The sequence below is a fragment of the Paenibacillus contaminans genome, from assembly GCF_003285015.1.
Taxonomy (GTDB): Bacteria; Bacillota; Bacilli; order Paenibacillales; family NBRC-103111; genus Paenibacillus_V; species Paenibacillus_V contaminans.
Genome location: NZ_QMFB01000032.1, coordinates 21197 through 46024 on the forward strand (window position 1 = coordinate 21197; position 24828 = coordinate 46024).

The 24828-nt window shown below is 54.1% G+C and carries 20 protein-coding genes; 16 read left to right on the forward strand and 4 right to left on the reverse strand.

Going from position 1 to position 24828, the window contains the following annotated elements; all coding sequences use genetic code 11:
* Positions 1-18 precede the first annotated feature (18 nt).
* Positions 19-225: a hypothetical protein gene (locus tag DQG23_RS34110; protein ID WP_113035517.1), complete on the forward strand. Its 207-nt coding sequence runs from the start codon at positions 19-21 to the stop codon at positions 223-225.
* Between the two features lie 104 nt (positions 226-329).
* On the opposite strand, the gene DQG23_RS34115 is transcribed toward DQG23_RS34110, so the two are convergent.
* Positions 330-650: a hypothetical protein gene (locus DQG23_RS34115; protein WP_113035518.1), complete on the reverse strand. Its 321-nt coding sequence runs from the start codon at positions 648-650 to the stop codon at positions 330-332.
* Between the two features lie 214 nt (positions 651-864).
* Between DQG23_RS34115 and DQG23_RS34120 the strand changes: the two genes are divergently transcribed.
* Both DQG23_RS34120 and DQG23_RS34125 read left to right on the forward strand, forming a co-directional pair.
* The gene (locus tag DQG23_RS34120) at positions 865-1575 is read left to right on the forward strand and encodes a class I SAM-dependent methyltransferase (RefSeq protein WP_113035589.1); all 711 of its coding nucleotides are present in this window, start codon (positions 865-867) and stop codon (positions 1573-1575) included.
* Between the two features lie 69 nt (positions 1576-1644).
* Positions 1645-1938: a transposase gene (locus DQG23_RS34125; RefSeq protein ID WP_113035519.1), complete on the forward strand. Its 294-nt coding sequence runs from the start codon at positions 1645-1647 to the stop codon at positions 1936-1938.
* A gap of 136 nt (positions 1939-2074) precedes the next feature.
* Here the strand turns inward: DQG23_RS34125 and DQG23_RS34130 are convergent, their stop codons facing one another.
* The 3 genes from DQG23_RS34130 to DQG23_RS34145 all read right to left on the reverse strand — a co-directional run bounded on the left by DQG23_RS34130 (position 2075) and on the right by DQG23_RS34145 (position 5619).
* Positions 2075-2689 carry a superoxide dismutase gene (locus tag DQG23_RS34130; RefSeq protein WP_113035520.1) on the reverse strand — a complete coding sequence of 205 codons (615 nt, stop codon included), beginning with the start codon at positions 2687-2689 and terminating at the stop codon, positions 2075-2077.
* 1128 nt (positions 2690-3817) lie between these two features.
* The gene (locus tag DQG23_RS34140) at positions 3818-4837 is read right to left on the reverse strand and encodes a Gfo/Idh/MocA family protein (RefSeq protein ID WP_113035522.1); all 1020 of its coding nucleotides are present in this window, start codon (positions 4835-4837) and stop codon (positions 3818-3820) included.
* Positions 4838-4884: 47 nt separating this feature from the next.
* A complete protein-coding gene (locus DQG23_RS34145; RefSeq protein WP_113035523.1) occupies positions 4885-5619 on the reverse strand; it encodes a ThuA domain-containing protein in 735 nt (244 codons plus the stop codon).
* A 182-nt stretch (positions 5620-5801) separates the two neighbouring features.
* Here DQG23_RS34145 and DQG23_RS34150 point away from each other — a divergent pair, with 182 nt between their 5' ends.
* The 13 genes from DQG23_RS34150 to queG all read left to right on the forward strand — a co-directional run bounded on the left by DQG23_RS34150 (position 5802) and on the right by queG (position 24828).
* Complete coding sequence (locus DQG23_RS34150) at positions 5802-6695, forward strand: AraC family transcriptional regulator (protein WP_113035524.1); 894 nt, start codon at positions 5802-5804, stop codon at positions 6693-6695.
* A gap of 383 nt (positions 6696-7078) precedes the next feature.
* Positions 7079-8698 (forward strand): response regulator, encoded by a 1620-nt coding sequence (locus DQG23_RS34155; protein WP_158560841.1) that lies wholly within the window; start codon positions 7079-7081, stop codon positions 8696-8698.
* Positions 8682-10466 (forward strand): sensor histidine kinase, encoded by a 1785-nt coding sequence (locus DQG23_RS34160; protein ID WP_158560842.1) that lies wholly within the window; start codon positions 8682-8684, stop codon positions 10464-10466. The genes DQG23_RS34155 and DQG23_RS34160 overlap by 17 nt, the downstream gene beginning before the upstream one ends.
* 290 nt (positions 10467-10756) lie before the next feature.
* Complete coding sequence (locus tag DQG23_RS34165) at positions 10757-12382, forward strand: extracellular solute-binding protein (RefSeq protein ID WP_158560843.1); 1626 nt, start codon at positions 10757-10759, stop codon at positions 12380-12382.
* Between the two features lie 17 nt (positions 12383-12399).
* Positions 12400-13356, forward strand: a complete 957-nt coding sequence (locus DQG23_RS34170; RefSeq protein WP_238178168.1) for an ABC transporter permease — start codon at positions 12400-12402, stop codon at positions 13354-13356.
* 17 nt (positions 13357-13373) lie between these two features.
* Positions 13374-14255 carry a carbohydrate ABC transporter permease gene (locus DQG23_RS34175; RefSeq protein ID WP_238178169.1) on the forward strand — a complete coding sequence of 294 codons (882 nt, stop codon included), beginning with the start codon at positions 13374-13376 and terminating at the stop codon, positions 14253-14255.
* A gap of 70 nt (positions 14256-14325) precedes the next feature.
* Positions 14326-18057, forward strand: coding sequence for a heparinase II/III domain-containing protein (locus DQG23_RS34180; RefSeq protein ID WP_113035528.1), 3732 nt, complete (start codon positions 14326-14328; stop codon positions 18055-18057).
* A gap of 309 nt (positions 18058-18366) precedes the next feature.
* Complete coding sequence (locus DQG23_RS34185) at positions 18367-19383, forward strand: alpha/beta hydrolase family protein (RefSeq protein WP_113035529.1); 1017 nt, start codon at positions 18367-18369, stop codon at positions 19381-19383.
* A 241-nt stretch (positions 19384-19624) separates the two neighbouring features.
* Positions 19625-20791 carry a xylose isomerase gene (xylA, locus tag DQG23_RS34190; RefSeq protein ID WP_113035530.1) on the forward strand — a complete coding sequence of 389 codons (1167 nt, stop codon included), beginning with the start codon at positions 19625-19627 and terminating at the stop codon, positions 20789-20791.
* A 1268-nt stretch (positions 20792-22059) separates the two neighbouring features.
* Positions 22060-22482, forward strand: a complete 423-nt coding sequence (locus DQG23_RS34195) for a GNAT family N-acetyltransferase (protein ID WP_113035531.1) — start codon at positions 22060-22062, stop codon at positions 22480-22482.
* Between the two features lie 158 nt (positions 22483-22640).
* The gene (locus DQG23_RS34200) at positions 22641-23186 is read left to right on the forward strand and encodes a DUF402 domain-containing protein (RefSeq protein WP_113035532.1); all 546 of its coding nucleotides are present in this window, start codon (positions 22641-22643) and stop codon (positions 23184-23186) included.
* Positions 23186-23623 (forward strand): ribonuclease HI, encoded by a 438-nt coding sequence (gene rnhA, locus DQG23_RS34205; protein WP_113035533.1) that lies wholly within the window; start codon positions 23186-23188, stop codon positions 23621-23623. Before DQG23_RS34200 ends, rnhA begins: the two co-directional genes overlap by 1 nt.
* A gap of 47 nt (positions 23624-23670) precedes the next feature.
* Entirely contained in the window at positions 23671-24828 is a 1158-nt protein-coding gene (queG, locus tag DQG23_RS34210) for a tRNA epoxyqueuosine(34) reductase QueG (protein ID WP_113035534.1), read from the forward strand.

Consider the following 24828-nt stretch of genomic DNA (forward strand, 5'->3'; position numbering starts at 1 on the left):
TGAAGCGGGGCCGTTATCGTGTCCGTTTCGGGGGCGCGATTCAAACGAATCTTCAAAGTGAACCGTTTTGGAGCCGCGCTGAGCGGTGACGGATTATACGAATACGGACGGACGGGTAAAGCCGATCCCTTCGGCGGGCAAGTCGTGAATGAAGCGGAGGTCATCATTCCGTATAAATGGGCGCTCTATTACGCTCGGATGGTTGAAGGCCAAAATTTTGTGTAGTAGTTCGGTAACGGGTATGGAGCAGCTCCCCTAAAGACAGCCGGCAATCCGCTTAATGGATTGTCGGCTGTCTGTTTGTTCGGATGCAATCCTTTTCGATGGACCTAAGAATACCGCCGCCGGTCCGTTGCGAACACCATAAGCCCGATCAGCAGGCATAATATCGAAACTGCCCATAAAATACCGTATCCCGCGATATATAGGGAGTTGTTTTCGGAGGCCATACCGTCTTGACTGCGGCCCGGCGCCAACAGGCTCAGAAATCCGGCGGCCGACAAGGTGAACAGAACCAGGTGAGCGGTTATCCAGGCGAAGGCGGTCTTTTTGTGGATGAACCATAAGCCGATTACGGCTAGAAAAGCAACGGTCATGACCACTCCGAAGCCGAGCTTCAGCAAAGGCAGTACTTCTTCTTCCATTGGCATAGGGGTGGGACTCCTTTCCTGAATCATCCAGTAGTGTAGCTTTGATATTAGACGAGTCCGCAGCGGAAAAGTTGCATATTCGTCGGGGGCGGGGGATCTGCTGACGGGCCGCTTGACCTGCGTTTACGGTTTTTTTGGCAAAAGGCTTGAGCTTCACCCTGCGTCAACGCTTACGATGATACGGAAAACCGACACGAAAGCGAGGAAATTCGAAATGCCATCCCACGAAGAAATTTATGCCTGCCATGCTGAGCAGTACCAGAAGCTGATTGCCGGGGCGGATTGCGAAGGAAACATTACCGCCGTCATTGCGGACATTTGCCCGGCTGACGGGCTGGACGTCGTCGACCTTGGCGCCGGGACCGGCCGTTTGAGCTGTCTTCTAGCACCCGCTGCCAAATCGGTAACGGCCGTCGATCTTTCGCCCGCCATGCTCGAAGTGACGAAAGCCCGCCTAGCGGCACAAGGGTTGAGCTATTGGCATGCCGTAACCGCCGACCATCGGTCATTGCCGCTAGCGGACAACAGCGCGGACCTGATCGTATCCGGATGGAGCGTCTGTTACATCGCCAACTCGACAGTGCCCGAATGGCAAGAGCAGCTGGGACAAGCGGTCTCCGAGATGAAGCGGGTGCTGCGGCCGGGCGGTACGATCGTGCTGTTCGAGACGCTCGGCACCGGTACGGATAAGCCGCAGGCTCCCGACATTTTGCAGGGTTATTACGATTCGCTTAAACGGGTTCACGGCTTCTCCCATACGTGGATAAGGACGGATTACCGGTTTGCGGACGCCGCGGAGGCTGAGGAGCTGACAAGATTTTTTTTCGGCGACGAGCTGGGGGATCGTGTGGCGGCGGGGGAATTCGGGGAGGGCGGATTCGTTCCGGAGCGGACAGGAGTATGGTGGCTGCGTATGTGGGCGTAGCCGGACTAAAACGGAAAATCGAGAACGATCTCTTGTATAATAACAGGTATACTGAGATCGAGGTGTGATATGGGAGATAAGCGGCGGCGTTATGATGAAGAGTTCAAGCGTAAGACTGTAGAACTTATTGAGAAGACAGGCAAGACCAAAGCTGTGGTAGCAAGAGAGCTGGACATTCCGGCAAACTGTATTACCGAGTGGGTTAAAAAATACGGTACGGCGAATGCGGAAGCTTCCAAACAGGCGCAGTTGCTTGCAGACTATGAGCGGCTTAAGAAGCTGGAGCAGCAAAACCGTGAACTGCTGGAGGAAAGGGAAATCCTTCTAAAAGCGAATCGCTTTGTCTCAAAAAAACGGGACTAACCTTTCCGGTTATCGTATCTGACCGCTAGTTGAAGCTATTTGACGCTAGCCTCAAAAACAAAGACCCCCGCTACCGGCCGGTAGCGGGGGTCTGTTTACGCCGGCATTGCTGCCGATCGTTTATTGCGTGCAAAGCTTACTTCTTGGCAGCTTCGTAACGCTTGCCAACTTCAGCCCAGTTTACAACGTTCCAGAACGCTGCGATGTAGTCAGGGCGTTTGTTTTGATATTTCAGGTAGTAGGCATGCTCCCAAACGTCCATCCCGAGGATCGGCGTGTTGCCTTCCATGATCGGGCTGTCTTGGTTTGGCGTGCTGCTTACGACAAGCTTGCCGCTGTTGTCAACGGACAGCCATGCCCAGCCGCTGCCGAAACGAGTTGCGCCGGCTTTAGCGAAATCTTCTTTGAATTTGGCGAAGCCGCCAAGTTCATTGTTGATAGCGTCCGCAAGCGCGCCAGTTGGCTCGCCGCCGCCGTTAGGTCCGATAACTTCCCAGAACAGGGAGTGGTTTGCATGGCCGCCGCCGTTGTTGCGGACAGCTGCACGGATGTTCTCAGGAACTGCGTTCAGATCGGCGATCAAGTCTTCGATCGATTTGCTTTGCAGGTCGGCATGACCTTCCAGCGCGGCATTCAGGTTCGTCACGTATGCATTGTGGTGACGGTCATGGTGAATCATCATGGTTTGCTCGTCGATGTGCGGCTCAAGCGCATTGTTCGGATACGGTAACGCAGGCAATTGGTGTGCCATGGTTCAAACCCTCCTAAATATGTATGGTAACAATCTCTATTATCCCGCAATTTCGATAATAAATCAACATGTATGTATCGAAAGTCGCCGCCGACTTGAAGATCGGCATGGCGTAGCGGGTGCGCCGGCGTGGCTAGCCGGAAAGCTTTCCCCTAGAAGGAAGCGGGCCCGACTGCGGTTCGTCGCATTCGTTTCATCTCAAATGCACCAGTTTATTATGCGCCTGCTGCCAAATTTTTTATTCCTTTCCATTTGTATTCGTTGAACCGAGAAACAACAAAGTTGACGGAATGAAAAGGAGAAACGAGATCGCCTTGCAGGAAGTATTGGCTGCATCCGGCTTCATGGTTGGCTTCATTTTAATGAGAGACGCGTAAACTCAAAGCAAAGCCTCAAGCAAATTGTACGATTTCCGTGAAAACGACGTCAAAAAAACCGTCGAGCAACTGCCGATTTTAGTTGTAATCCGAAAAAACACAATTGCGTGTGCGGTGAGAACGAGGGAACGCTCTCTAGTTCGATTTGCCCCGCTTGCAGCATGGTTTTAGCGACCTGCTTTGATAAAATGGCACTGCAAGCGGGCAAATTCGAACTCCAGCATCAGACGCCCCTCCAAGCCAGCAGCTAATTGGGCAAATTCGGACTNAGACGCCCCTCCAAGCCAGCAGCTAATTGGGCAAATTCGGACTCCAGCAGCAACCGCCCCTCCAAGCCAGCAGCTAATTGGGCAAATTCGGACTCCAGCAGCAACCGCCCCGCCAAGCCAGCAGCTAATTGTGCAAATTCGGGCTCCAGCATCAGACGCCTCGCCAAGCCGGCAGCAAATTGGGCAAATTCGAACTCCAGCATCAGACGCCCCTCCAAGCCAGCAGCTAATTGGGCAAATTCGAACTCCAGCATCAGACGCCCCTCCAAGCCAGCAGCTAATTGTGCAAATTCGGACTACAGCATCAGATGCCCCTCCAAGCCAGCAGCAAATCGGGCAAAACCTCTTTGCTGCCAAGGTTGGCGGAACCGCTTGGACCTTCGGCAAGCTAAAACGAAAACCGCCATCATCCAAAACAACGATGATGGCGGTTTTTCCCGCGATGCCGATCGCTCGGCGGCTATCAGCATGATGCGCATCGGCTAAAGCAGCGAAACCTTGACGCCCTTCGCGCTGCTTTCGAGCGCGCCGAACACCATGCCGATGCTCTTGATGTTGTCCGTGCAATCCGTTTCCGCGCGCCGTCCTTCTTGTCTTGCCGCGAACATTTCCGCCAAGCAGCCCGCATGTCCTTCGTCTTCGGACCAGACTAACGGGGCTTCGATCCGGCGGGTTTCGCGGATGAACGACGGCTGTCCGCCGGCGGCGGGAGCTTCGGCGTACGGAGGGGTTGTGCCGTCCCATATGGCCGTACCGCCGCTTCCCGTTATGCGCCAAGCGGCTTCCCAGGATGTAGGGGCGCCTTCCGCGCACCACGAGCCCCGGTAGCTGAAGACGCTGCCGTCGGCGAATTCGAACAGGCAGACGGCGGAGGCGCTGCCCCGATACCAGGAGCCTGCCGGATTGAACTCGTGGCAATACACCGATACGGGATCGGAGCCGATCAGAAATCGCGCTTGATCGAACGTATGAATGGCCATATCGAGCAGAAGCGGGCTCTCCATCACGTCGCGGAATCCGCCGAAATGCGGTCCCAGGAAAAAATCGGCGCAGATCATTCCGGGCTGCCCGATGGTTCCCTCGGCAAGAAGCTGCTTCAAAGCGCGGATGCCTTTGTTGTATCTCCGGTTCTGCATGACGGAGAACGTACGGCCGCTGCTTTCCGCCGCAGCGGCCAAGCCTTTGGCGTCCTCGAGGGAAACGGCCATCGGCTTTTCGCTGAACACGTCGCACCCGGCTTCAAGCGATGCCGTTACAATCTGCTTGCGCGCTTCCGGAATCGAAACGTCGAAGACGAGATTGGCGCCGGTTTCGCGGATCGCTTCCTGAACGCCGGTATAGAAAGGGACGTCTAAGCCGAATGCCTCGGAGAGACGCTTGGCGCTTTCCTCTTTAAGGTCGACGAGCGCGGCGATTTCCGAATCTTGGCGCGCCAAGGCCGTTTTGACCCACGCATGGGCCATATTGCCGCAGCCGACGATGACGATTCTGTTCGTTATCATGTTCCGCTCCTACCTGACAGCAGCCCGCTGATTCGGGTCGGCCGTCCTCAGTCTTTAGGCTTGATCGTTTCGAGCGGTACCGGTACATGCCCGTATTTCGGATAAGGCCTTGTCGACGGAGCCGCCCATTTGGCCGCATTGGCGATAACGCGCCGGATTTGCTCATTGTAGTAAGTCGGATGCGTTTCGTGGCCCGGACGGAAATAAAAGATTTTGCCTTGTCCCCGCGTATAGCAGCAGCCGCTGCGGAATACTTCGCCGCCTTCGAACCAGCTTACGAAAACAAGCTCATCGGGCTGCGGGATGTCAAAATGCTCCCCGTACATTTCCTCTTCGGCCAGCTCGATGAATTCGCCGATGCCTTCTGCGATCGGATGGCCGGGCGCGACGACCCACAGCCGTTCCTTCTCGCGCGCTTCGCGCCATTTCAGGTCGCAGCTCGTGCCCATCAGCTTTTTGAAAATTTTCGAAAAATGCCCCGAGTGCAGCACGACCAGACCCATGCCATGCAATACGCGCTGGTAAACGCGGTTAACGATTTCATCGCTTACTTCGCCATGCGCCATATGTCCCCACCAAATAAGCACATCGGTGCCGTTCAACACTTCCTCGGTCAGCCCGTGCTCCGGTTCGTCCAGCGTGGCGATACGGACCTCAAAGCCGTCGGTCAGCCCGGCTGCGATTGCGGCATGCAAACCGTCAGGATAAACCTCGCGAACCCGGTCATGCACTTTCTCGTGGCGGTATTCGTTCCAAATCGTAACGCGCGTAACGTTTCCCATACTGTGCGGCTCCTTCCGGGGCGAGCGAATGACGGCAAGGTCATCCAGGTCTCGAATTTTATTCCCCGATTGTTTATAATTTTTCCTATACCTCAAGAATAGTATGTCAAGCCTTTCGTGCATATGGCGATTTTAAGCGCAGTTGTATCCAATTTTGCTGTCCCCCATGAGGAGGCCAATCCGTGGAGAAAGAAATATATAACGAACAGGTTCACTACCAGAACCCGATTCTTTGCATCAAAATATGGCGAATCAACTACGCCGGTCCGGCCGGCGATTGGGGACGCAGCTGGCATTATCATAAGGAGCTGGAGCTGCTCTACATCGAGAGCGGGGCTCTGGAGGTCATGATCGAGAACGAGGAGCCTTGCACGCTGCACGCGGGCGACGTGATGCTCGTCGGTTCGTCGCAGCTTCATATTACCCGCAAAAGATCGGATGAGCCGATTTCCTATATCGTCCTGCAATTCGACCTGCAGCCGTATTTCGATCCGGCCATGATGGTGCATTACCGTTTTTTTGCCGAGCTGGAGCGGCCGCTTAGCCAATTGAACTACATGTTCCGTCAAAATGCGGCCGTAAACCGCGAGGTCGGGAGCATCATCATGGACATGCTCGGAGAAATGAACGGCCGCCCGCGCGGATATGAAATAGCCGCCAGCATGCTGATGAAAAAAATTTTGCTGCTGCTGGTGCGCAACGACCGGGAGGCGCTGCTTCAGGAATACGAAACGGAGGGCATCGCCGTCCTCCGGCCGGTTATCGAATATGTAGACGCCAAGCTCGAGACGAGAATATTGCTGGAAGACGTTTGCGGTTTGGCCAATATGAGCTATTCCTACTTCTCCCGCTATTTCAAAAAGGTGATGGGGATCTCCTTCATCGATTTCGTCAACGTCCGGCGCATCCGGAAGGCGGAGAGGCTTCTGCTGACGCAGGACAGCAGTATCAACCGGGTGGCGGAGCAGGTCGGCATTACGAACATGGCCCATTTCTACGAGCTGTTCCGCCGCTATAATCAGTGCTCGCCTAAAGAGTACGTGCGCAAGATGAGCGCTGCCATTCAGGCGATGTAGCGGGAGCCGGACGGATTAGGCGAGCGAGAATAATAAGGGCTGTCCCGGTAACGGGGCAGCTTTTATTTTTATTTTTCAGAAAGTATATCGTGGAAGCGGCTCTAAATCTCGGTAAACGCGCTTTTCCTTCGGAAAGGACGGCGTAGCCGTTTATCCTTGCCGAAAGGGGCTGCAGGCGAGTCACTTGTCACCTCGGAGTATACGAGTTAAACTGTGTTCGTGATAGCGCTTACCGTATGCGATAAGCTGTCGTCCGCACTGCAAGCGGCCGGCAGGCCGACGTCGGACAGAGAAGCGCCGCGCGACGGGAGCCTGACATGGTGCGCAATGCGGCATGCCAGGAAGCGGTTCTTCCGGAAACGCAGAGAGCAGGGGGGATTGTTTTGTATCGCGTTCTTATAGCCGAGGATGAGTTCCTGGTGCGCATCGGCGTGAAAAATTCGATTCCGTGGGAAGAGTACGGCATGTCCGTCATCGCCGACGTTTCGAACGGCAAGGAAGCATGGGACATTTACGAGAAAGAGAAGCCCGATTTGATTATAACGGACATCAAGATGCCCATTATGGGCGGGATGGAGCTGATCGAACGGATTCGCGATAAGGATGCCTCGACGAAAATCGTCATTTTGTCGTGCTTGAGCGAGTTTGAACTGGCCCGCAAAGCGTTGTCCATGGGCGTAAGCGACTACATTCTCAAATTGACGATGACGCCGGAAGAAATGCAGCAGGTCATCGCGAAAATTTCCGCGGAAATGGCTTCGCTCAAGCGGCCCGCCGTCTCCGGGGAAAGCCGTGCGCAGCGGATCGAGCGGCAGGAGAAGCTGCTGAAGGATTTTCTTTTTGGCGGACTTTATTCCGCCGAGGAATTCGCTGCGCTGTCCGGAGGGACCGGCCGGAGCAAGCCTGCGGACCGGCTGCTGATTTGCCTGATGGAGATAGACCGCTACGACGCGCTTAAAGACCGGTTCAACGACGATTACGGCCATTTGACGGAAATCAATATGACGAATGTGCTGCACGACGTTGCGGACACCTACGATCACGTCCAATTGGCGCACGATCAGAAAAACCGTTTTATGCTCGTCATCGGTTCTCCGTCTTCGCAGAGCGATGCTCAATTCGGGCAGGAGACCGAAACGCTGCTGCAGCATCTTCGCCAAGTATGCTCCACGTATTTAAACACGACGGCAACTTTCGCCATAAGCTCCGCCGGCAGCGGATATTCGCAAATCAAAGAGCTGCATAAAGAAAGCTTGCTTGCGTTGGAGATGAAATTCGTATGCGGAGAAGGTACGACTTTGCGGTATTCGCAGGAAAGCATACGGCAAAGGAACGGGCGGATTCGCGAAGCTTTGCTTCAGCTCGAGGCATCTTGGAACCTCGTCGACGATTCGCTCCGGCAGGCGTTATCCGAACAGCTAAACAAGTTTTTGCAGGAGAAACGCTACGGCAATACGGATGTGCTGAATTTTTTTCTGCGGCTGATGCAAGTATCGCTGTTAACCGTCCGTCTGCAGGAGGATTCGATTTGGAGCCTGCACGAGCTAGCCTCCGCTAGCGTTCGCACCGCCCGTACGCTGGAGGAAGCGGCAGGGTGCTTCGAAGATTACTTAAGCCGGCTCGTTCAATGCAGGGCCGCAACTCCGCAATGGAGCAAGGAAGTCAAGGAAGCGGTTCGTTATATGGAATTGCACTACAACCAGGCGATCACGCTGCAGCAGCTGGCCAAACACGTGAACCTCAGCCCCGCCTATTTCAGCACGTTATTCAAAAAAGAAACGACATGCAGCCCCATCGATTATCTGATTCAGTACCGCATCGGCAAAGCGAAAGAGCTTCTACTGGAATCGGACAGCCTCGCCTATGAAATCGCGGAGATGGTAGGGATTCCGGATCACAGCTATTTCAGCCGCATTTTCAAAAAAATGACGGGCATGAACCCGAAAAGCTTCCGGATCAGCGCGGACCGAAACGGGGAATATGCGTATGCGGATCAGTCTTAAACGCCAGCTGAGCCTTATTTTTCTGGTTATCAGCATCGTCATGATGCTCGTCAGCTCCGTACTCGTTTATTATCAGGTGCTGGACCTCCTTAAATCGAGGTCGGAAAAATCGACCGTCCAATTGTTCCGGCATGTCGAACGCAGCATTTCCGCTTTTCGCAACGAGGCTGAGCAGGTATCGCTCAATTTGCTGATGGACCCGATCGTCAGAGAGGTGCTCGAGCAAAAGGGATCGGCGGTCAATCATCTTTTTCGCACATTGGAGCTGCGGGAGCTGTTCAAGCAGACGTTAGCTAAGTACCGGTATTTCGATTCCATCTATTTGTTTACGGAAGACGGGGAAATGGTCGCGGTAACCGATTCCCGCAGCTATAGCGCATACACGAATCGCGATCACGCCTTTTATCGTTCCCGCATCTATCTCGACAACACGAATCCCTATTCGAAGACGGTTTGGTACGGTGGAGGGCGCGCCGCCGATTTTATGGAAAACCCGGGCGAGGCGGATCAAAGGGCTGTTCCCGATCTGCTTACGTTCGTGCGGCATATCAAGATTTTGCAGAACGAAACGCGCAGCGGCATTCTTGTTTTCAACATCAAGGAAAAAGAGCTGGCCTCCGTCTACCAAGACTTGTCCGATTCGGCCGACATGCGCACCTATATCGTGGATCGCGAGGAGAGGATCGTTTCCGCGCTTGACAAAAACGATCTGGGTAATAAAAGCGGCAGCGCCGCAAACCGCGAGGGGAACGCTTACGGAAGCTATTCGCAGGGTGGGGAGAAATCCCGGCAGATCGTTTATTACCGGCTGCCTGATAACGATTGGATGCTGATTAAGGAAATTCCGATGAAGCTGTTCAATCAAGACGTGATGAGCCTGCAAAAAATATTGCTGATCGTATTCGCCGTAAGCTTGCTGCTTATCGTGCTGCTTACGCTGTACTGGACGAATCTGATTTTGCTTCCGCTGAAGGAGCTTGCCGGGAAAATGCAGAAGCTGGAGCGGGGAAACTTGGGCGTCCTGATCAGCCGCTTTCCCAAAAACGAGATCGGTCTGCTCGGCAGACATTTCAACCGGATGTCGCTCAGCATCTCCGAGCTTGTCGAACAGAACGAAAAGACCGAAAGAAAGAAGCGCGAAAGCGAGGTTAAGGCGCTGCAAGCGCAAATTACCCCTCACTTCCTGCACAATACGCTGAACGGCATCAGATGGATGGCGATCGTAAGCAATGCCCGCAATATCGCCGACAGCTTAACGGCGCTCGGCAAGATGCTGCATCTTTTTTATAGGGACACCTTCTTGTTCTGCAGCGTCAAAGACGAGCTCGAGTATATCGTGCACTATGTGAAGATGATGAACATGCGGTACGGGGAAGGCATCAAGCTGGAGATCGATATGCCCGAAAACGCGGGGCAGCTGTCGATTCTCAAGCTGATTTTGCAGCCGATAGTGGAAAATGCGTTTCTTCACGGCTTCGAGCAAAAGCATTTCAAGGGCCTTATCCGGATCGAGGTTCGAGTTAACGAGGAGGAGCTGCTGATTCAAGTGACGGATGACGGCTCCGGTATGCCGGCGGAGCGGCTCGAGCAAATTCGCCGAAGCATGGAAGCGTCGGGCGGCGAAACGGAGAGCGGAGGCTCCATAGGGCTGAACAACACGAACACCCGCATCCGGCTGCACTACGGCAACGAATACGGGGTGGACATACGAAGCGAATACGGAAGCGGCACGATTGTTCTGCTCCGCATTCCGAATAGAGCGTTTTGACGCGCTTTCCTTGCTTTGCGTTTGGAATCGGACAGGCCTTCTGCGGTTCCGGCGCAAGGCTATTTGTTTATAGGACAATATTGCCGGCCGAGCGAAAAATAATCCAAAACCCGCCGCTGCCGTTACCGGAACCGGGAAAAGGAAAGAAGGATAATGCTTCGTTAACGAAACATAGTGAATGTACGGCGGCGGCCGGTTTATTTACAATTAATCTCGTAACTAGGCAGGGAAGCTTCCAGACCCCTGCAGAGCGACGAATGGCCAACGATATGGGGAGGTTGAGAAACAAAATGTTCAAGTCCAAACGGCATTCTCTGAAGACGCTTACACTTATGCTGTCCATAAGCTTGGCGGCGGCCGGGTGCACCGGCGGAGGGAAGGGCGGCAATGCGGAGGGGTCTCCGGCCCCGGCGGATTCGGCAAAACCGAAGGAACGCATCAAAATGAATATGTTTATGGGGGATTCGGGACTGAATTATCCGGAAGGGGTCGATCCAAGCGACAATCCTTATATCAACATTGTAGAGGATTATGCCAACGTAGATCTCCAGCTCGAGGTGCCTTCCGCGCAGGATTTTCAAACCAAGTTTAATCTGATGATGTCATCCGGTAAATTGCCGGACGTCGTTCATACCTGGTTCCCGAGCGAAGCGGAAAAAAACGGCGATAACGGAGCGTTTATCGATCTGAAGGAATTTTACGACAAGTCGCCTGTCGTACAGAAATGGGTCACCCCGGAAATGATGGAGCTCGCCAAATCCAAAAGCGGACATTATTACCGGATTCCGATGCCGGCAGCGGCCGGTCCTCAAGGGCAGGGCGTCGTCGCCAGATACGATATCGTGATGAAATACAACGACGGCAAATGGCCGGAGACTGTTGAAGAGTGGATCGCCTTGCTGCGCAAAATCAAAAAGGCCGAGCCCGACTCCGTGCTCATGTCCAGCATGGTATCGGGAGATGCGGGGCTGACGTATACGTTCCTGCCGTTCTTCAACTGGTACGGGGCGCTGCCTTATACGACCAGGGTGCAGGACGGGAAAGTCGTCAGCACGTTCACGCTGCCGGAGTATAAAGCGGCCGTCGAGATCATGAAGCAGATGTACAGCGAGGGCATTCTCGATAAAGAATTTGCGACCAACGACGCGGCGAAATACGGAGCGAATTTTAAGAAAAATATGCTGTTTATGGTTAACGGCGCGAACCAATACATCCCGTCGAACCGGCCTAAATTCCCGGTGCCGGAGGCGGAATGGCAATTTGCGCCTGCGCTAAAGGAGTATCCGTCCGTTCTTAAGGATGTGAAGTACGCGCAAACCAAAGGGCAGCCTCCGATCACCGCTCACGGCCTGTATATTTCCAGTCAGACGAAGGATAAGGAGCGAGCTTGGAAGGTCATCGAGGGCTTCGCTTCGCAGCAGCTGCACGATCTGATTTTCTGGGGCAAAGAGGGCGAGGATTACACGGTAGCGGACGGCAAAAAGGTTCCCGTCGACGGAGAAGGTCTCGCAAACACGAAAAAATATTTTGCTCTTCATCTCGCGCTGCTCTTCGGGTTTGACCGGAGCAAGGAGCCGAATATTGCGGCGGCGGAGAAGGTTCTTAAGAAGGATGAGCTGCAAAGAAGCCTGGACGGGCTGAACAGACTGGGCAAAGAAGCGGAAACGAACGGTCTGGCGGTCAATTCTTTCCTGATCAGCTCCGAGAACGCCCTGCTTAAAACGCCGGAAGCGAACAAGTATATTACGCAAGCGACGGTGGAAGCGGTTATGGGAGCGATTACGATGGAGCAGTTCGACCAGAAGGTTCAGGAGTTCGGCAAGAAGTACGGCTTTATTTATGAGGAAGCGACCAAGTATATGAACGATAACAAGCAGCAGCTCAAAAATATGGGCGTTAAAGAAGTCGATTGGTAGGAAGAGGGAGGTCCGGCATGATGCAAACATCCGCAGCGGGCGTATCGGATGCCGGGAGGCCTGTGAAGCGCAAGAAACGGCGAATTGACCCCAAGACTCAATTCGCCCTCTACTTATTGATCGCTCCCGTTCTCCTGCTGATCTTCGTGTTCAACTACATTCCGATGTACGGCATTCTTATTTCCTTTCAAGACTTTTCACCGTTTAAGGGCGTTTTGGGCAGCAAGTGGGTCGGCTTCAAGCACATCGCTTACTTTTTGAACGACGAAACGTTCTGGAAGGTCATGCGCAACACGCTTATTCTCAATTTTTACGATTTGGTTTTCGGATTTACGGCCCCTATCGTTTTTGCGCTGCTGGCCAATGAATTTATGCATAAAGGGATTAAGAGAGTGATTCAGACGATTTCCTATCTTCCTCACTTTCTGTCATGGGTCGTCGTCTCCGGCGTTTTTTATCAAATGCTTTCCCCGACTGACGGGATTGTGAACGCGCTGCTCGGTTTATTGAATATCGACCCCGTCTATTTCATGGTAGATAAAGACCTGTTCCGCGGAATCGTCGTTTCTTCGGGCGTTTGGAAGGAAGTAGGCTGGTCGGCGATCCTTTATTTCGCGGTTATCGCGGGCATCGATTCGAGCCAATACGAAGCCGCTATGATTGACGGCGCGGGCCGTATTCGCCAAATGTGGCATATTACGCTGCCGGGCATGGTGCCGATGATCATCCTGCTGTTGCTGCTGCGGCTTTCATCGATTTTTGCGATCGGCTTTGAGCGGCTGTTCGTCATGCAGAACCCGCTTGTGCTCGACGTTTCCGACGTTATCAGCACCTATGTGTACCGCGCGGGACTGCTGCAGGCTCAATACAGCTTAACGACGGCGATCGGCTTCGTGCAGAGCGTGCTCGGCTTCTTGCTGCTGATTACCGCAAACAAGCTGTCCAAGAAGCTGGTCGGCATGGGACTTTACTAGAGAGGAGGGCGATAAGCGTGATTTACCGGTCGACTTCGCGGCGAATTTTTGAAGTGTTCAACATTTTGCTGTTTGTGTTGTTCAGTCTTTCGATCATTGTTCCGTTTCTCAATGCGATAGCGATTTCGCTAAGCAGCTACGATGAGGTGCTTAACGGCAAAATAGGGCTGTGGCCGCGCGGCTTCAACCTCGACGCCTACTATCAGCTTGCGTACAGCAAGCAATTTATACGTTCGTTTCTCAACACGGTGTTTCTGACGGCGGTAAACACGGCGCTGGTTATTATACTGTCGATGGCTGCGGGGTACGTTCTGGCACATAAGCGGTTGGCCGGCCGCAGCTTTCTGTTTATGTATCTGATCGTACCGATGTATTTCGGCGGGGGGCTTGTCCCTTTTTATCTGCTTGTGAATACGCTCGGATTGAACAATACGTACTGGGCGCTCATTCTTCCTTCCGTAATCAACATTTTCTACATTATCGTATTCCGCAACCAGATCAATCAGCTCCCGCAGGAATTGCTCGAATCGGCGGAAATGGACGGAGCGGGCGAAATGCGCATTTTGCTTAACATCATTCTCCCGCTCGTGCTGCCGATGGCGATGGCGTTCGTCGTGTTCAGCGCGGTAGCTTACTGGAACGAATGGTTCAATGTCCTTATCTTTATCCGGGATAAATCGATGTGGACGCTGCAATTCCAGCTGCGGGACATTTTGAGCAACGCGAGGCTGATCGACGAGGGGACGAATCAGGCCATGATCAAAAACGGTTTTCAGATCGACCCGAACAATCTGAAGATGGCCGCGCTTATGCTGACGGTGCTGCCGATTCTCGTCGTATACCCGTTCGTGCAAAAGTATTTCATCCACGGCCAGCTAGTAGGCGCGGTTAAAGGATAGACGCATTGAGATCGCAGCATTGAAGGGCTCCAAGTGTCAATAACACTTATTTGAAGGAGTGGTTTCCGGGATGCGATGGGGAAAAACGTCAATCAATCGGTTAATGGCGGTGATTTTAATTTTCAGCTTATTGAATGCGGGGGCGTATGGAGCGGCGTCGGCCAATGGCGGCGCGCCGGAGCTTCTGCTTAATCCCGGGTTCGAGGAAGCGGCTTCCGGAATGCCCGCCCAGTGGGTATTATACGCCGGCGGGGCGGGAAGCGTCTCCGTCAATGAAGGTAGCGGGTACGTTCGGGAAGGAAATCGCAGCGTAAAAATCTCCGACCCTAGCAATGCCGAGTCAGTCGGTCTGCGCAGCGCGAATATTCCGGTTACGCCCGGGATCTCCTACAGCGCAAGCGTGTATTCCTATAATACGCAAGGGGTATCGGAGCTGTATTTGGAGTATTGGAACAGCAGCGGAGTGCGTATCGACGTGCAGACGGCGATCCAAACATCTCAGAATGCGTGGGGGGAGCTGGCGATTACCCGCGCCGCGCCGAGCGGAGCGGCCTATGCGACGCTGCTGCTGTATTTGCATGTGACGAATGTCGGCACGGCGTATTTTGACGATGCCTCGCTGACTGTGGCCGACGCCAATCTCGGCTTCGAAACGGTGTCGGGCAGCAAACCGGCCGGGTGGGCCGATCTGGATTCGGGCACGTCCATCCAATCCGTTACGGATACCGTTTATTCCGGAACCTACGCCGTTCGGCTGGACGATCCGTCAGCCGTATACTCCGCTGGCCTGCGCAGCGCGAAGCTTCCCGTCGAATCCGGCAAGCTTTATGAAGCGTCCGTATATTCGTACAACTTGAGCGGGGAATCGCAGCTTTATCTGGAGTACTGGGACAGTACGAACACCCGGATCGGCGTTTCCATAGGAACGAATAGCGACGATCATCAATGGAGCAAAACGGTCATTCAGCAGCCGGCTCCGGCCGGGGCTGTTTATGCGACGCTGCTTCTGTACCTGCATGGCACGAATGTCGGTTCCTCCTATTTCGACGAAGCCTCCTTCGGTTTGGCTCCACCTGATCCTGTGCGGGAATTTCCGCTGGTAGCGGCGGATCATCCGCGGCTCTATTTTACGGATGCAAGCCTGCCATCCGTCAGGGCTAATGCGGCCAACGCCGTCGACGCTTTCTTCGGCAAAACGGGCAAGCAGCTGTGGGATGAGCTGGAGGGAACGGCGAACGGCTATTTGACCGAATCGAGCTTTTCGGTCACCTACTACGGAGGCCATGTCGTTACGTATCCGCTGCCGCCCGTGCAGCCGTCGCCGATGCCGAACCCGCCGGGCTTTAATGAAGGCGTATATCCTTATTGGACGCTTATGAGCCGCGGGGTGGAGATGAGGCTGGAAACGCTTAGTCTCGCTTATGCCGTTACGGAAGACGAGGATTATGCCGCCAAAGCGAAGGCGTACATGCTGGCGGTCGCCGATTGGGATACGTGGACCGACCCGACTTATTCCTGCGCAGGCACGACCTGTTTGGATACGGCGCATCTTACGTTCGGCGTCGGTATGGCTTACGATATTTTATACGATTTGCTGACCGAGACGGAGCGCGCGGCGGTGAGGGCGGCCTTGGATGCGAAAGGTCTTGCACCGCTTTATGCCGATGTAAAAAACAAGTTCGATCATAACCTGCAAATGCTGCGGGCGTCGGCTCTTGCCAGCGGAGCTTCCGCCGTGCTCGGCGAGCTGCCGGACGCGCATAAATATTTGACCGCCGCGACCGATTACTTCCAGTGGTACCTCGATGCAAGGATGGAATCGGGACAGCAGGAGGGGATGCTTTATACGAGTTATTCCGTCGACAATATGATTCGCGGCCTTGATCATTTATCCCGTGTAACAGGCTTGCGCGACTATATCGAGCATCCGTTTTTCGACGACTTTCTCGTTCGCTGGAGCAATTATTTCCTGGCGCCGGGCGGCGCCGGACTCGCCAATTTCTCCGATTCCAGCATAGCCAACTTTTATTCGCTGTCGATGCTTGCGGTCAACGGTTGGCTCGGAAACGGGGGAGCGGGCTGGTATTTGGAAGAAACGAAGGGCGGCTCGGATACGTTCTCCCAATTTTTATTCTATCATCCGCAGCCGCCTGTTTCGGAGCCGAGCAGTTGGCCGCGTTCCGCCGTTCTTGATGAAATCGGGTGGGCGGCGCTGCGCTCCGGCTGGGAGAAGGAAGACACGCTGCTTGCATTCGTCAGCAACAATTCGCGGATGGGCCATAACCATTACGATCAGAACAGCTTCCAGATCGCCGTGAACGGCTCCTGGATTGCCGGCGATCCGGGCTATCAGGATTTTACGCCGGGAGCGGCTCATGATTTCACGGTCCGTTTGGGGCACAGCACCATTCAAGTGGACGGCATGGGCCAGTCCAAGCTGGGCGGCGGAAGTTTGACGACAGGCATGCTGGCCGAAACGTACGATTACGTGAAAGGCTCGGCAGCCGGCGCTTATGACAATCCTAAGCTGACCAAGTATGACCGTCACATCGTTTACGTAAATTCGGATTATTTCGTCATGCTCGACGATTTACAGGCGAATGCGGAGCACGAGTACGACTGGGTTTTGTACAACGGCGATTTATACGATTTCTCCGTCGACGGGGTCCAAGCGTCTGCCGGGCAGACGTATCAAGGCAGCGAATTATGGTTCACGAACGGCAAAGCTTCCCTGCAGGTCAAATTTCTTGGCGATACTCCTTTGCTGATGAAGGTGGATAAGTATACGGGCGCGGAGAGCTACGGCTACTATACGAAGGTGGGAAGCGGCACGGAAGCCGAGGCGCACCGGTTCCTCACCGTGCTCAAAGCGAAGCCGTTCCAGTCCGCCGGATATTTGCAAGCCGAAGATTTGGTGCCGCCTCATGCGACTTCGGGAAAAACCTATTCCGTGTTTAATGCGGCGAACAGAGAGCTTGTTTTCTACCCTGCCGATCAGATCGGCGACTATATTACTTATTCGGTTAACGTCGATCAGGCGGGCACCTACAGCTTAAGCACTTTGTTCATCCAGTCTCCGCTTTACGGCCAAGTGCAGGCTTATGTGGACGGACAGCCGGTCGGCGGCGCGTTTGACGGCTACAACGCGACCGTTCAGGCGGCGGCGCCTTTCGCGCACGGCGACGTTACGCTGTCGGCGGGAAGCCACACGATCCAATACAAGGTTACCGGCAAAAATGCGGGTTCGGGAAATTATTTCATCGGCATCGATGCCGTAAGCCTTCAACCCGCGGGCTCCCAGGGACCCGGCCATCTGCCGGAAGCGCTGGCCGCGTCGCTGTTGACGGGGACGGGCGCAACCGGAGCGGAGGTGAATCGGGCCGACGGCAGCGGGTTTACGGATTATGTAGTGTTCAAGACAGGCAGCGCAGCCTATACGATCGCCGGCGTGGCAAGCGACGCCGATCAAGCGATCGTCACTGCGAATGCAAGCGGCTGCTGCAGCGGCTTCTCCATGACGAAAGGGACGTCGCTTGCGTATAACGGCGCGACGCTTCTGGAATCGCAGCAGCCGTTCAACGCTTCGTTCGCCGCCGATCAGACGGCAGCCCATATGAAAGGCACGGTCGAGACCGGAGCCGTTGCCTCCATATCGATCCGTTCCGCTTTCGCTCCTGCGGTAACCTTAAACGGCACGCCGCTTAGCTCCAGCCAGATCGCTTACGATGCGTCGGAAGAGCTTGTCACAATTGAAGTGCCCGCGGGCAAGCATGAGATCGTGCTGGCGCAGCCGGCACCGTAGGCAAAGTGGCGAGGCTTCATACGGCGAGTTTGGCGACTGCAGCGGGCAAGAGGTTATCGGGATGAACGACGCCTGAGCGGAGAGTTAAGTCTTCGTCGCGGGGAAAGATTTCAGCGGGATGAACGAAGCGTTTAGCGGAAAACTCGCCTTCCCGTTGCCGGTAGGACAATAGGCGATGAGTGAAGCTCGAAGCGAAAGCTTGCTGCAGCGGTCAAGGCCTTAACAAGACGAACGACGGGAGAAGATGCGGACATATCGTCGGCATCTTTTTTCTCATAATATAAGACTTTATATCAGGAGGTTAACGAAATGACATATCGATTGATAGGACCGAACGAACCGCTTTATTTTATAGATCCGGTGCCCGATCGCATCGAGGACTGGGCCGAAGCCAGACAAGCCGTCGTAAGCCGTTTGCAAGCGTTTATGGGGGAGGGCCCGCCGGAATTTCATGTCGAGTATGAGGTGAAAGAGCGAAAAAGCCGGGACGGAGTCGAATTCGTCAAGCTGATTTTTTGTTCCCGGGACGGCGATTCCGTGCCCGCTTACCTGCTGTTTCCTTCCGAAGCGGAAGAGACGGACGCTGTTTATCCGGCGGTCATCGCGCTTCATCAAACCGTTCCGGAAGGGAAAAGCGAAGCAGTCGGAAAAAGCGGGAGCCCCGACATGCACTATGGACTTGAGCTGGCGAAGAGAGGGTATGTCGTTCTGGCGCCCGATGTTTTGACGGCCGGAGAGCGCATATATGAGGAAGCCGGCGCGTTCCAGAGCGCGCCCTTCTACAAAGCTAATCCGAATTGGTCGATGATGGGGAAAATGCTGCTCGATCATCGTTCGGCCATCGACCTGCTGGAGGCTCTGCCTTATGTGGATCCCGCAAGGATAGCTGCAATCGGCCATTCCTTGGGAGGATACAATGCGTTGTTCGCCGGGGCGTTTGATGAGCGCGTGCGCGCCGTCGTATGCAGCTGCGGGCTTAGCCCGCTTTCGGGCGATGCGAATCCGGGAAGATGGGGGCGGAGGGATTGGTTTACGCATTTTCCTGCGATGAACGGGTATTTGGAGCAAGCTTTGGTTCCGTTCGAATTTCACGAGGTCGCTGCGCTTATCTCGCCGAGGTCTCTGTACGTGTATGCAGCCAGGGAGGACGCGATTTTCCCGCATTGGGAAGCGGTCCAGCTGCTTGGAGAGGCGATATGCCATAGCTTCGAGAAGCTTGGGTCATACGGCAAAGTCCGGTTCGTGATGGGAGACGGAGGGCACGCATTCCCGAGTCCGGAACGGGAAAACGTTTATGCGTGGTTAAAAGAGCAGTTAGAGCGATAAACTTTCCGAAAATTTGCATTGCCCAACGCAGAAAACGGTGATAAGATGATGCCAGAAACATAGTTTATTAAATAAACAAAGTTGGCCAGCTTAGGAGAGAGGCAGGTCGACTGGCGACGGTAAGCAGCGGACTTGTCCGGCGGGCTCCACATGGGGGAGAAGGGCTGCCGTCATGCAGCGAGGCAGCACTCGCCGGGAGCTGTACGCGTTGCGAAAACTATGATGCGGAGGTGCTTGCAAAATGAGTTTGTTCGTTCCGAAAAAAGAAGACAGGTTCACATTCGGCCTATGGACGGTAGGCAATCCGGGGCGCGATCCGTTCGGTTTGCCGGTACGCGAGGGGTTTACGCCGGTGGAAGCGGTACATATGTTAGCGGAGCTGGGCGCTTACGGCGTTAATTTTCATGATAACGATCTGGTTCCGATCGACGCGACGCCTGCGGAGAAGGAGCGTATCGTCCGCGAGTTCCGGCAGGCGCTGGAAGCGACGGGATTAAAGGTACCGATGGTGACGGTCAGCTTGTTCACCGATCCGATCTTCAAGGACGGGGCCTTTACGTCGAACGATCCCCGGGTGCGCGCTTATGCGATTCGCAAGACGATCGAGTCGATGGATCTCGGCAAAGAGCTCGGAGCGGAAGTGTTCGTTCTTTGGGGCGGGCGCGAGGGTGCGGAGGTCGATGCGGGCAAAGATGCCGTAGATTCCATGAAACGGTACCGCGAAGCGGTCAACTACTTGTGCGAATACAGCCTGTCGCAAAATTACGGCTACAAATTCGCGCTGGAAGCGAAGCCGAACGAGCCGCGCGGCGACATTTATTTGCCGACGACCGGCGCTATGCTGGGCCTGATCGCTACGCTGGACCATCCGGAGATGGTCGGCGTCAACCCCGAGGTGGCGCACGAGCGGATGGCCGGCCTCAACTTTTATCATGCGGCGGCGCAAGCGCTTGAAGCAGGGAAGCTGTTCCACATCGATCTGAACGACCAGAAGATGGGGCGGTTCGATCAGGATCTGCGCTTCGGCTCCGACGGGATCAAGGAAGCGTTCTTCCTGGTCAAGCTGCTGGAGGATTATAACTACAAAGGAATGCTCCACTTCGACGCGCATGCTCTGCGCACGGAGGACCGCCAGGGCGTCGTAGAGTTCGCCAAAGGCAATATGCGGACGTACCTGATTCTGAAGGAAAAGGTTAAACGGTTTAACGCCGATCCGGACATTCAGGCTTTGCTCGCGGAAATAAACGGACGGAAGCTCGATTTGCCCGGGTTTGATTTTAAGTACTCGCCGGAAAGCCTGCAGGCGCTGCGCGGCATGGCGGTCGACCGGGAAACGATCGGCGCGGAAGGCTTGAATTACGAGAAGCTGGATCAGTTAACGATGGAAATCATTATGGGCGTTAGATAACGGGGAGTTCGGCTTTGTTCGCCTCACCCGCTGTGGCTTGGTCAACTGATACTTACTTATGATAACGGGCTGGGGCAGCTTAATTGATGAAAAGACCGTATCTTCCGCCTGGCAGCGGATGATGCGGTCCTTTTGCTCGATTTTCAGGCTGTTTCCGTGCGATGCGAACGCTTCTGAGATAACTTTTATCGGTGACTAGTACGTTGACCGCATTAAATGCAAGGTTTGGGTGCTCGTGGCCTTATACGAACCCGCCCTTTCCACTGCGGATTCTCTCATGAAAAGCGCGGGCAGAAAACCTTAGATTAAACGCGGTCAAGGTATTAGTACAACATCAGATTTAAAGCTGTGGGAAGGAAACGTTTGCGTGCCGGGATGAGACTGCTTTCATACGCACGCACAGTATAGCTCTGATGCTGTACTAGTAGCTTCAACTCTTATACTATAGTCTCCCCGCCGCTGCACGGCTCCATAATGATTGAAATTCGCTTCTATTTTAAAAATATAAGCATTTGATCGTACAACGGGTAGTGATCTTCATAATGAGGCAAAGGTTATTATTCGTGAGGCAAACTTCACTATTTCAAATCGAAAACCCGTGTTTTGGTGAGGGAATGAGGCAAACGCAACTAATAGTGAGACAAACGAAATGAATAGTTTCGTTTGCCTCACTGATGGGCGAGAACGAGCATATTACCTGCGAAATAGTGAGGACAGCCTCATGAACAATAAGGTTTTCTCCACTAATTGCACGGTTCGTGCATAACCATTATGATATCAGTGTTTGCATTCGTAACCAGGTCATCAATCCCTAGGTTTAGACTTGAGGGCGTAGTAAAATGGCTGTAAGCGCTTAAATTAAAGCGTTTTCAGTCGTTTTCGGCTAGTTTCTTAAATTTTTGTTAACTTTTTTACGATTTTGTGTCGGTTATAGCAGGATTTCATCGATTTTTGTCGTATTTCTTAAAGATAACCATAAATCGTTGGCGTAGATTCGTACTTGTCTTTCAACGCAGAAGGGGCGTCTTTGGAAGACGGCATTGTCGTTTTGTGCTTGGCTTATCAGAAAAGTATATCGTGGAAGCGGCTCTTCACACCTTGGTAAACGCCGGCGTCAAAGATGCTTGCAGGGCTGTATGTTCATCGCAGTCTGTGGCCTGACGAGTTGTGAACGTTTATCCATTGTGTAAGTGCGAGTTCAGAAAGCCGGTCTTTTTGAACGGCATGTGTAAGACTTCTTTTTAGACCACAACGGGGAGAGACCTAACATGTTTGTTCGTTCCTTTCAATTGTCGGATTATGTTGCTGTAACCCGTGTGCTGCAAAGCGTGCTTTCGGAGGATTGTTACCGCGAGACGATACGGGCGATTGCCAGACAGCTGTCTTGGGATAGCGAGCTTGTGCTTGTCGCCGAGAACGAAGAAGGAATCGTCGGGGTCATAATCGGAACGATCGACAACAACACCGGTTATTATTACCGGATCGCCGTGCATACCGATCACCAGCGCAAAGGAATCGGCAAGGCGATGATTCAAGCCCTGAAGCAGCGGTTCGGCCAGCGGAAAGTCAAGAAGATCTACATTACAATCGATGAGCACAACGAGCCGATTTTACCGGTATACGAATCGGCAGGGTACGTGCAAGCGGATTTCAACAAGCCGCTGAAGCAGCTTAGTATCGTAAACGGCTAAGAATGAAGCGGATAACCGGCCGGGCACGGTCCGGATAAGACGTCGCCGGCGTGCTTGAAAGCCGGAATGAATAGGGGAATCCCGGGCATATCTTGCAAATCCATTGCAGATATGCTTTTCTTGTATGTAAAGAAGCTAAAGGGCACGGTGACAACCCTATGAACTATACGATCAAAAGCTTCAAGCACGACGGCCGCCTGCATCGGGTCTGGCTTCAAAATTGGCGCGTTCCTTCAGAACTGCTGCATCCCGGTCATGCTGCTGAAGCGATGCTTGTATTTGTAAACAGCCATACCCGAATTCGCGAAGCCGACGGCACGGAGTGGACGAGCAAGGTTCCAGGAGTGTCTTTTTTTATCCCCGGACAATGGTACAATATCGTTGCTTTGCTGGAGAACGGCGGCATTCGCTATTATTGCAACGTGGCGTCTCCGCCCTACGAAGCCGGACAAGTGGTGACGTATATCGATTATGACCTGGACGTTATCCATACGTGGAACGGGGAAACGCAACTCGTGGACGAGGACGAATATGAACGGCATAAAACGCTCTATCATTATTCGCCGGCGGTCGAAGCGAAGGTGAAGGCCGGTTTATCGGAGCTGCTGGGACTTGTGGAACGGCGCGGGGCGCCTTTTAACGACGAGTGGGCGTATGCTTACTACGAAATGTGGAAACGAAGAGAAAGGACGGGGAAAGCCTAATGAAGGAAGTTACGATCTACACGGACGGCGCTTGCTCGGGAAATCCGGGTCCGGGCGGCTGGGGAGCGATATTGTTTTACGGCGAGCACCGCAAAGAGATGTCGGGCGGAGAGAAGCTAACGACAAACAACCGGATGGAGCTTCAAGCGGTCATCGAAGCGCTGCATTCGCTCAAGGAAACGTGCCAAGTGAAGCTGTACAGCGACTCGGCGTATGTCGTCAATTGCTTCAAGCAAGGCTGGATGCGCAATTGGCTGCGTAACGGCTGGAAAAACAGCAAAGGCCAGCCCGTCGAAAACCAGGAGCTGTGGAAGCAGCTCAACGAGCTGATGGAAAAGCATCGCGTGGAATATATTAAAGTAAAGGGCCACAGCGATAATGAATTCAACAACCGCTGCGACGAACTGGCCCGTGCGGCGATCAAAAGGAACGGCTGACCGCAGCGCCATTGTTAAGCATGGAATAGCCAGGGAGGCGGGTGAAAATGACGGAGATGTCCGAAAGGGACGACAAGCTGGCGTGGCAGCGTCTGAAGGAAGACATCCTGGCTGCCGCGTCCGCTCTAGGCATAGATAAGGTGGGATTTGCTTCGGCGGATCCCTTTTTGGAGCTTAAAGAAATTTTGCTGCGGCATCGGGAGAAAGGCTTCGAATCCGGGTTCGAGGAGCCGGACATCGATAAGCGCGTATACCCGGAGCTCAGCTTCGAGGAGCCGCGCTCGATCATTTCGATCGCGATCGCTTACCCGTCCAAGCTGCAGGATCCGCCGCGCTCCGAGCCGGGGGCATACCGCGGCATCATTTCCCGCTCGTCATGGGGGGAGGACTACCATCATGTGCTTCGTAACCGGCTGGCGCGGCTTGAGGCGTTTATTCGAGAACGCGTGCCGTCCGCGAGAATGGAGAGCATGGTGGATACGGGGGTGCTTGTGGACAGGGCGGTGGCGGAACGCGCCGGCATCGGCTGGAGCGGCAAAAATTGCTCCGTCATAACGCCGGAGTGGGGCTCCTGGGTGTACCTCGGCGAGATGATTACGAACATCCCGTTACCGCCGGACAAGCCGGTAACGGATTCGTGCGGAGATTGTACGCGCTGCATCGACGCATGTCCTACGGGGGCGCTGGTCGGTCCGGGGCAGTTGAACGCCGGCCTGTGCATTTCGTTCATCACGCAGACCAAAGGCGTCGTATCCGACGAGATGAAGGAGAAAATCGGCAACCGTCTATACGGCTGCGATACTTGTCAAATCGTCTGTCCGGTCAACAAAGGCAAAAACTGGACCCACCAGCCGGAGCTGCAGCCTGACCCCGAGCTCGTTAAGCCGCTCCTCATCCCGCTGTTGACTCTCGGCAACAAGGAATTCAAGGAACGTTACGGACGCAGCGCATCATCGTGGAGGGGCAAGAAGCCGATTCAGCGAAATGCGATTATTGCGCTCGGCAACTTCAAAGACCGTTCCGCTTTGCCGATATTAATAAATATAGCCAAGAGCGATACGCGTCCCGAGATTCGGGCTACGGCAGCCTGGTCGCTAGGCAAAATCGGGGGAGCGGAGGCGGAGGAAGCTCTCCGCGAAGCGCTCGGTACGGAGAAAGAGCCGATCGTTCTCGAAGCGTTGGAGAGGGCGTTAGGTTCGCGATAA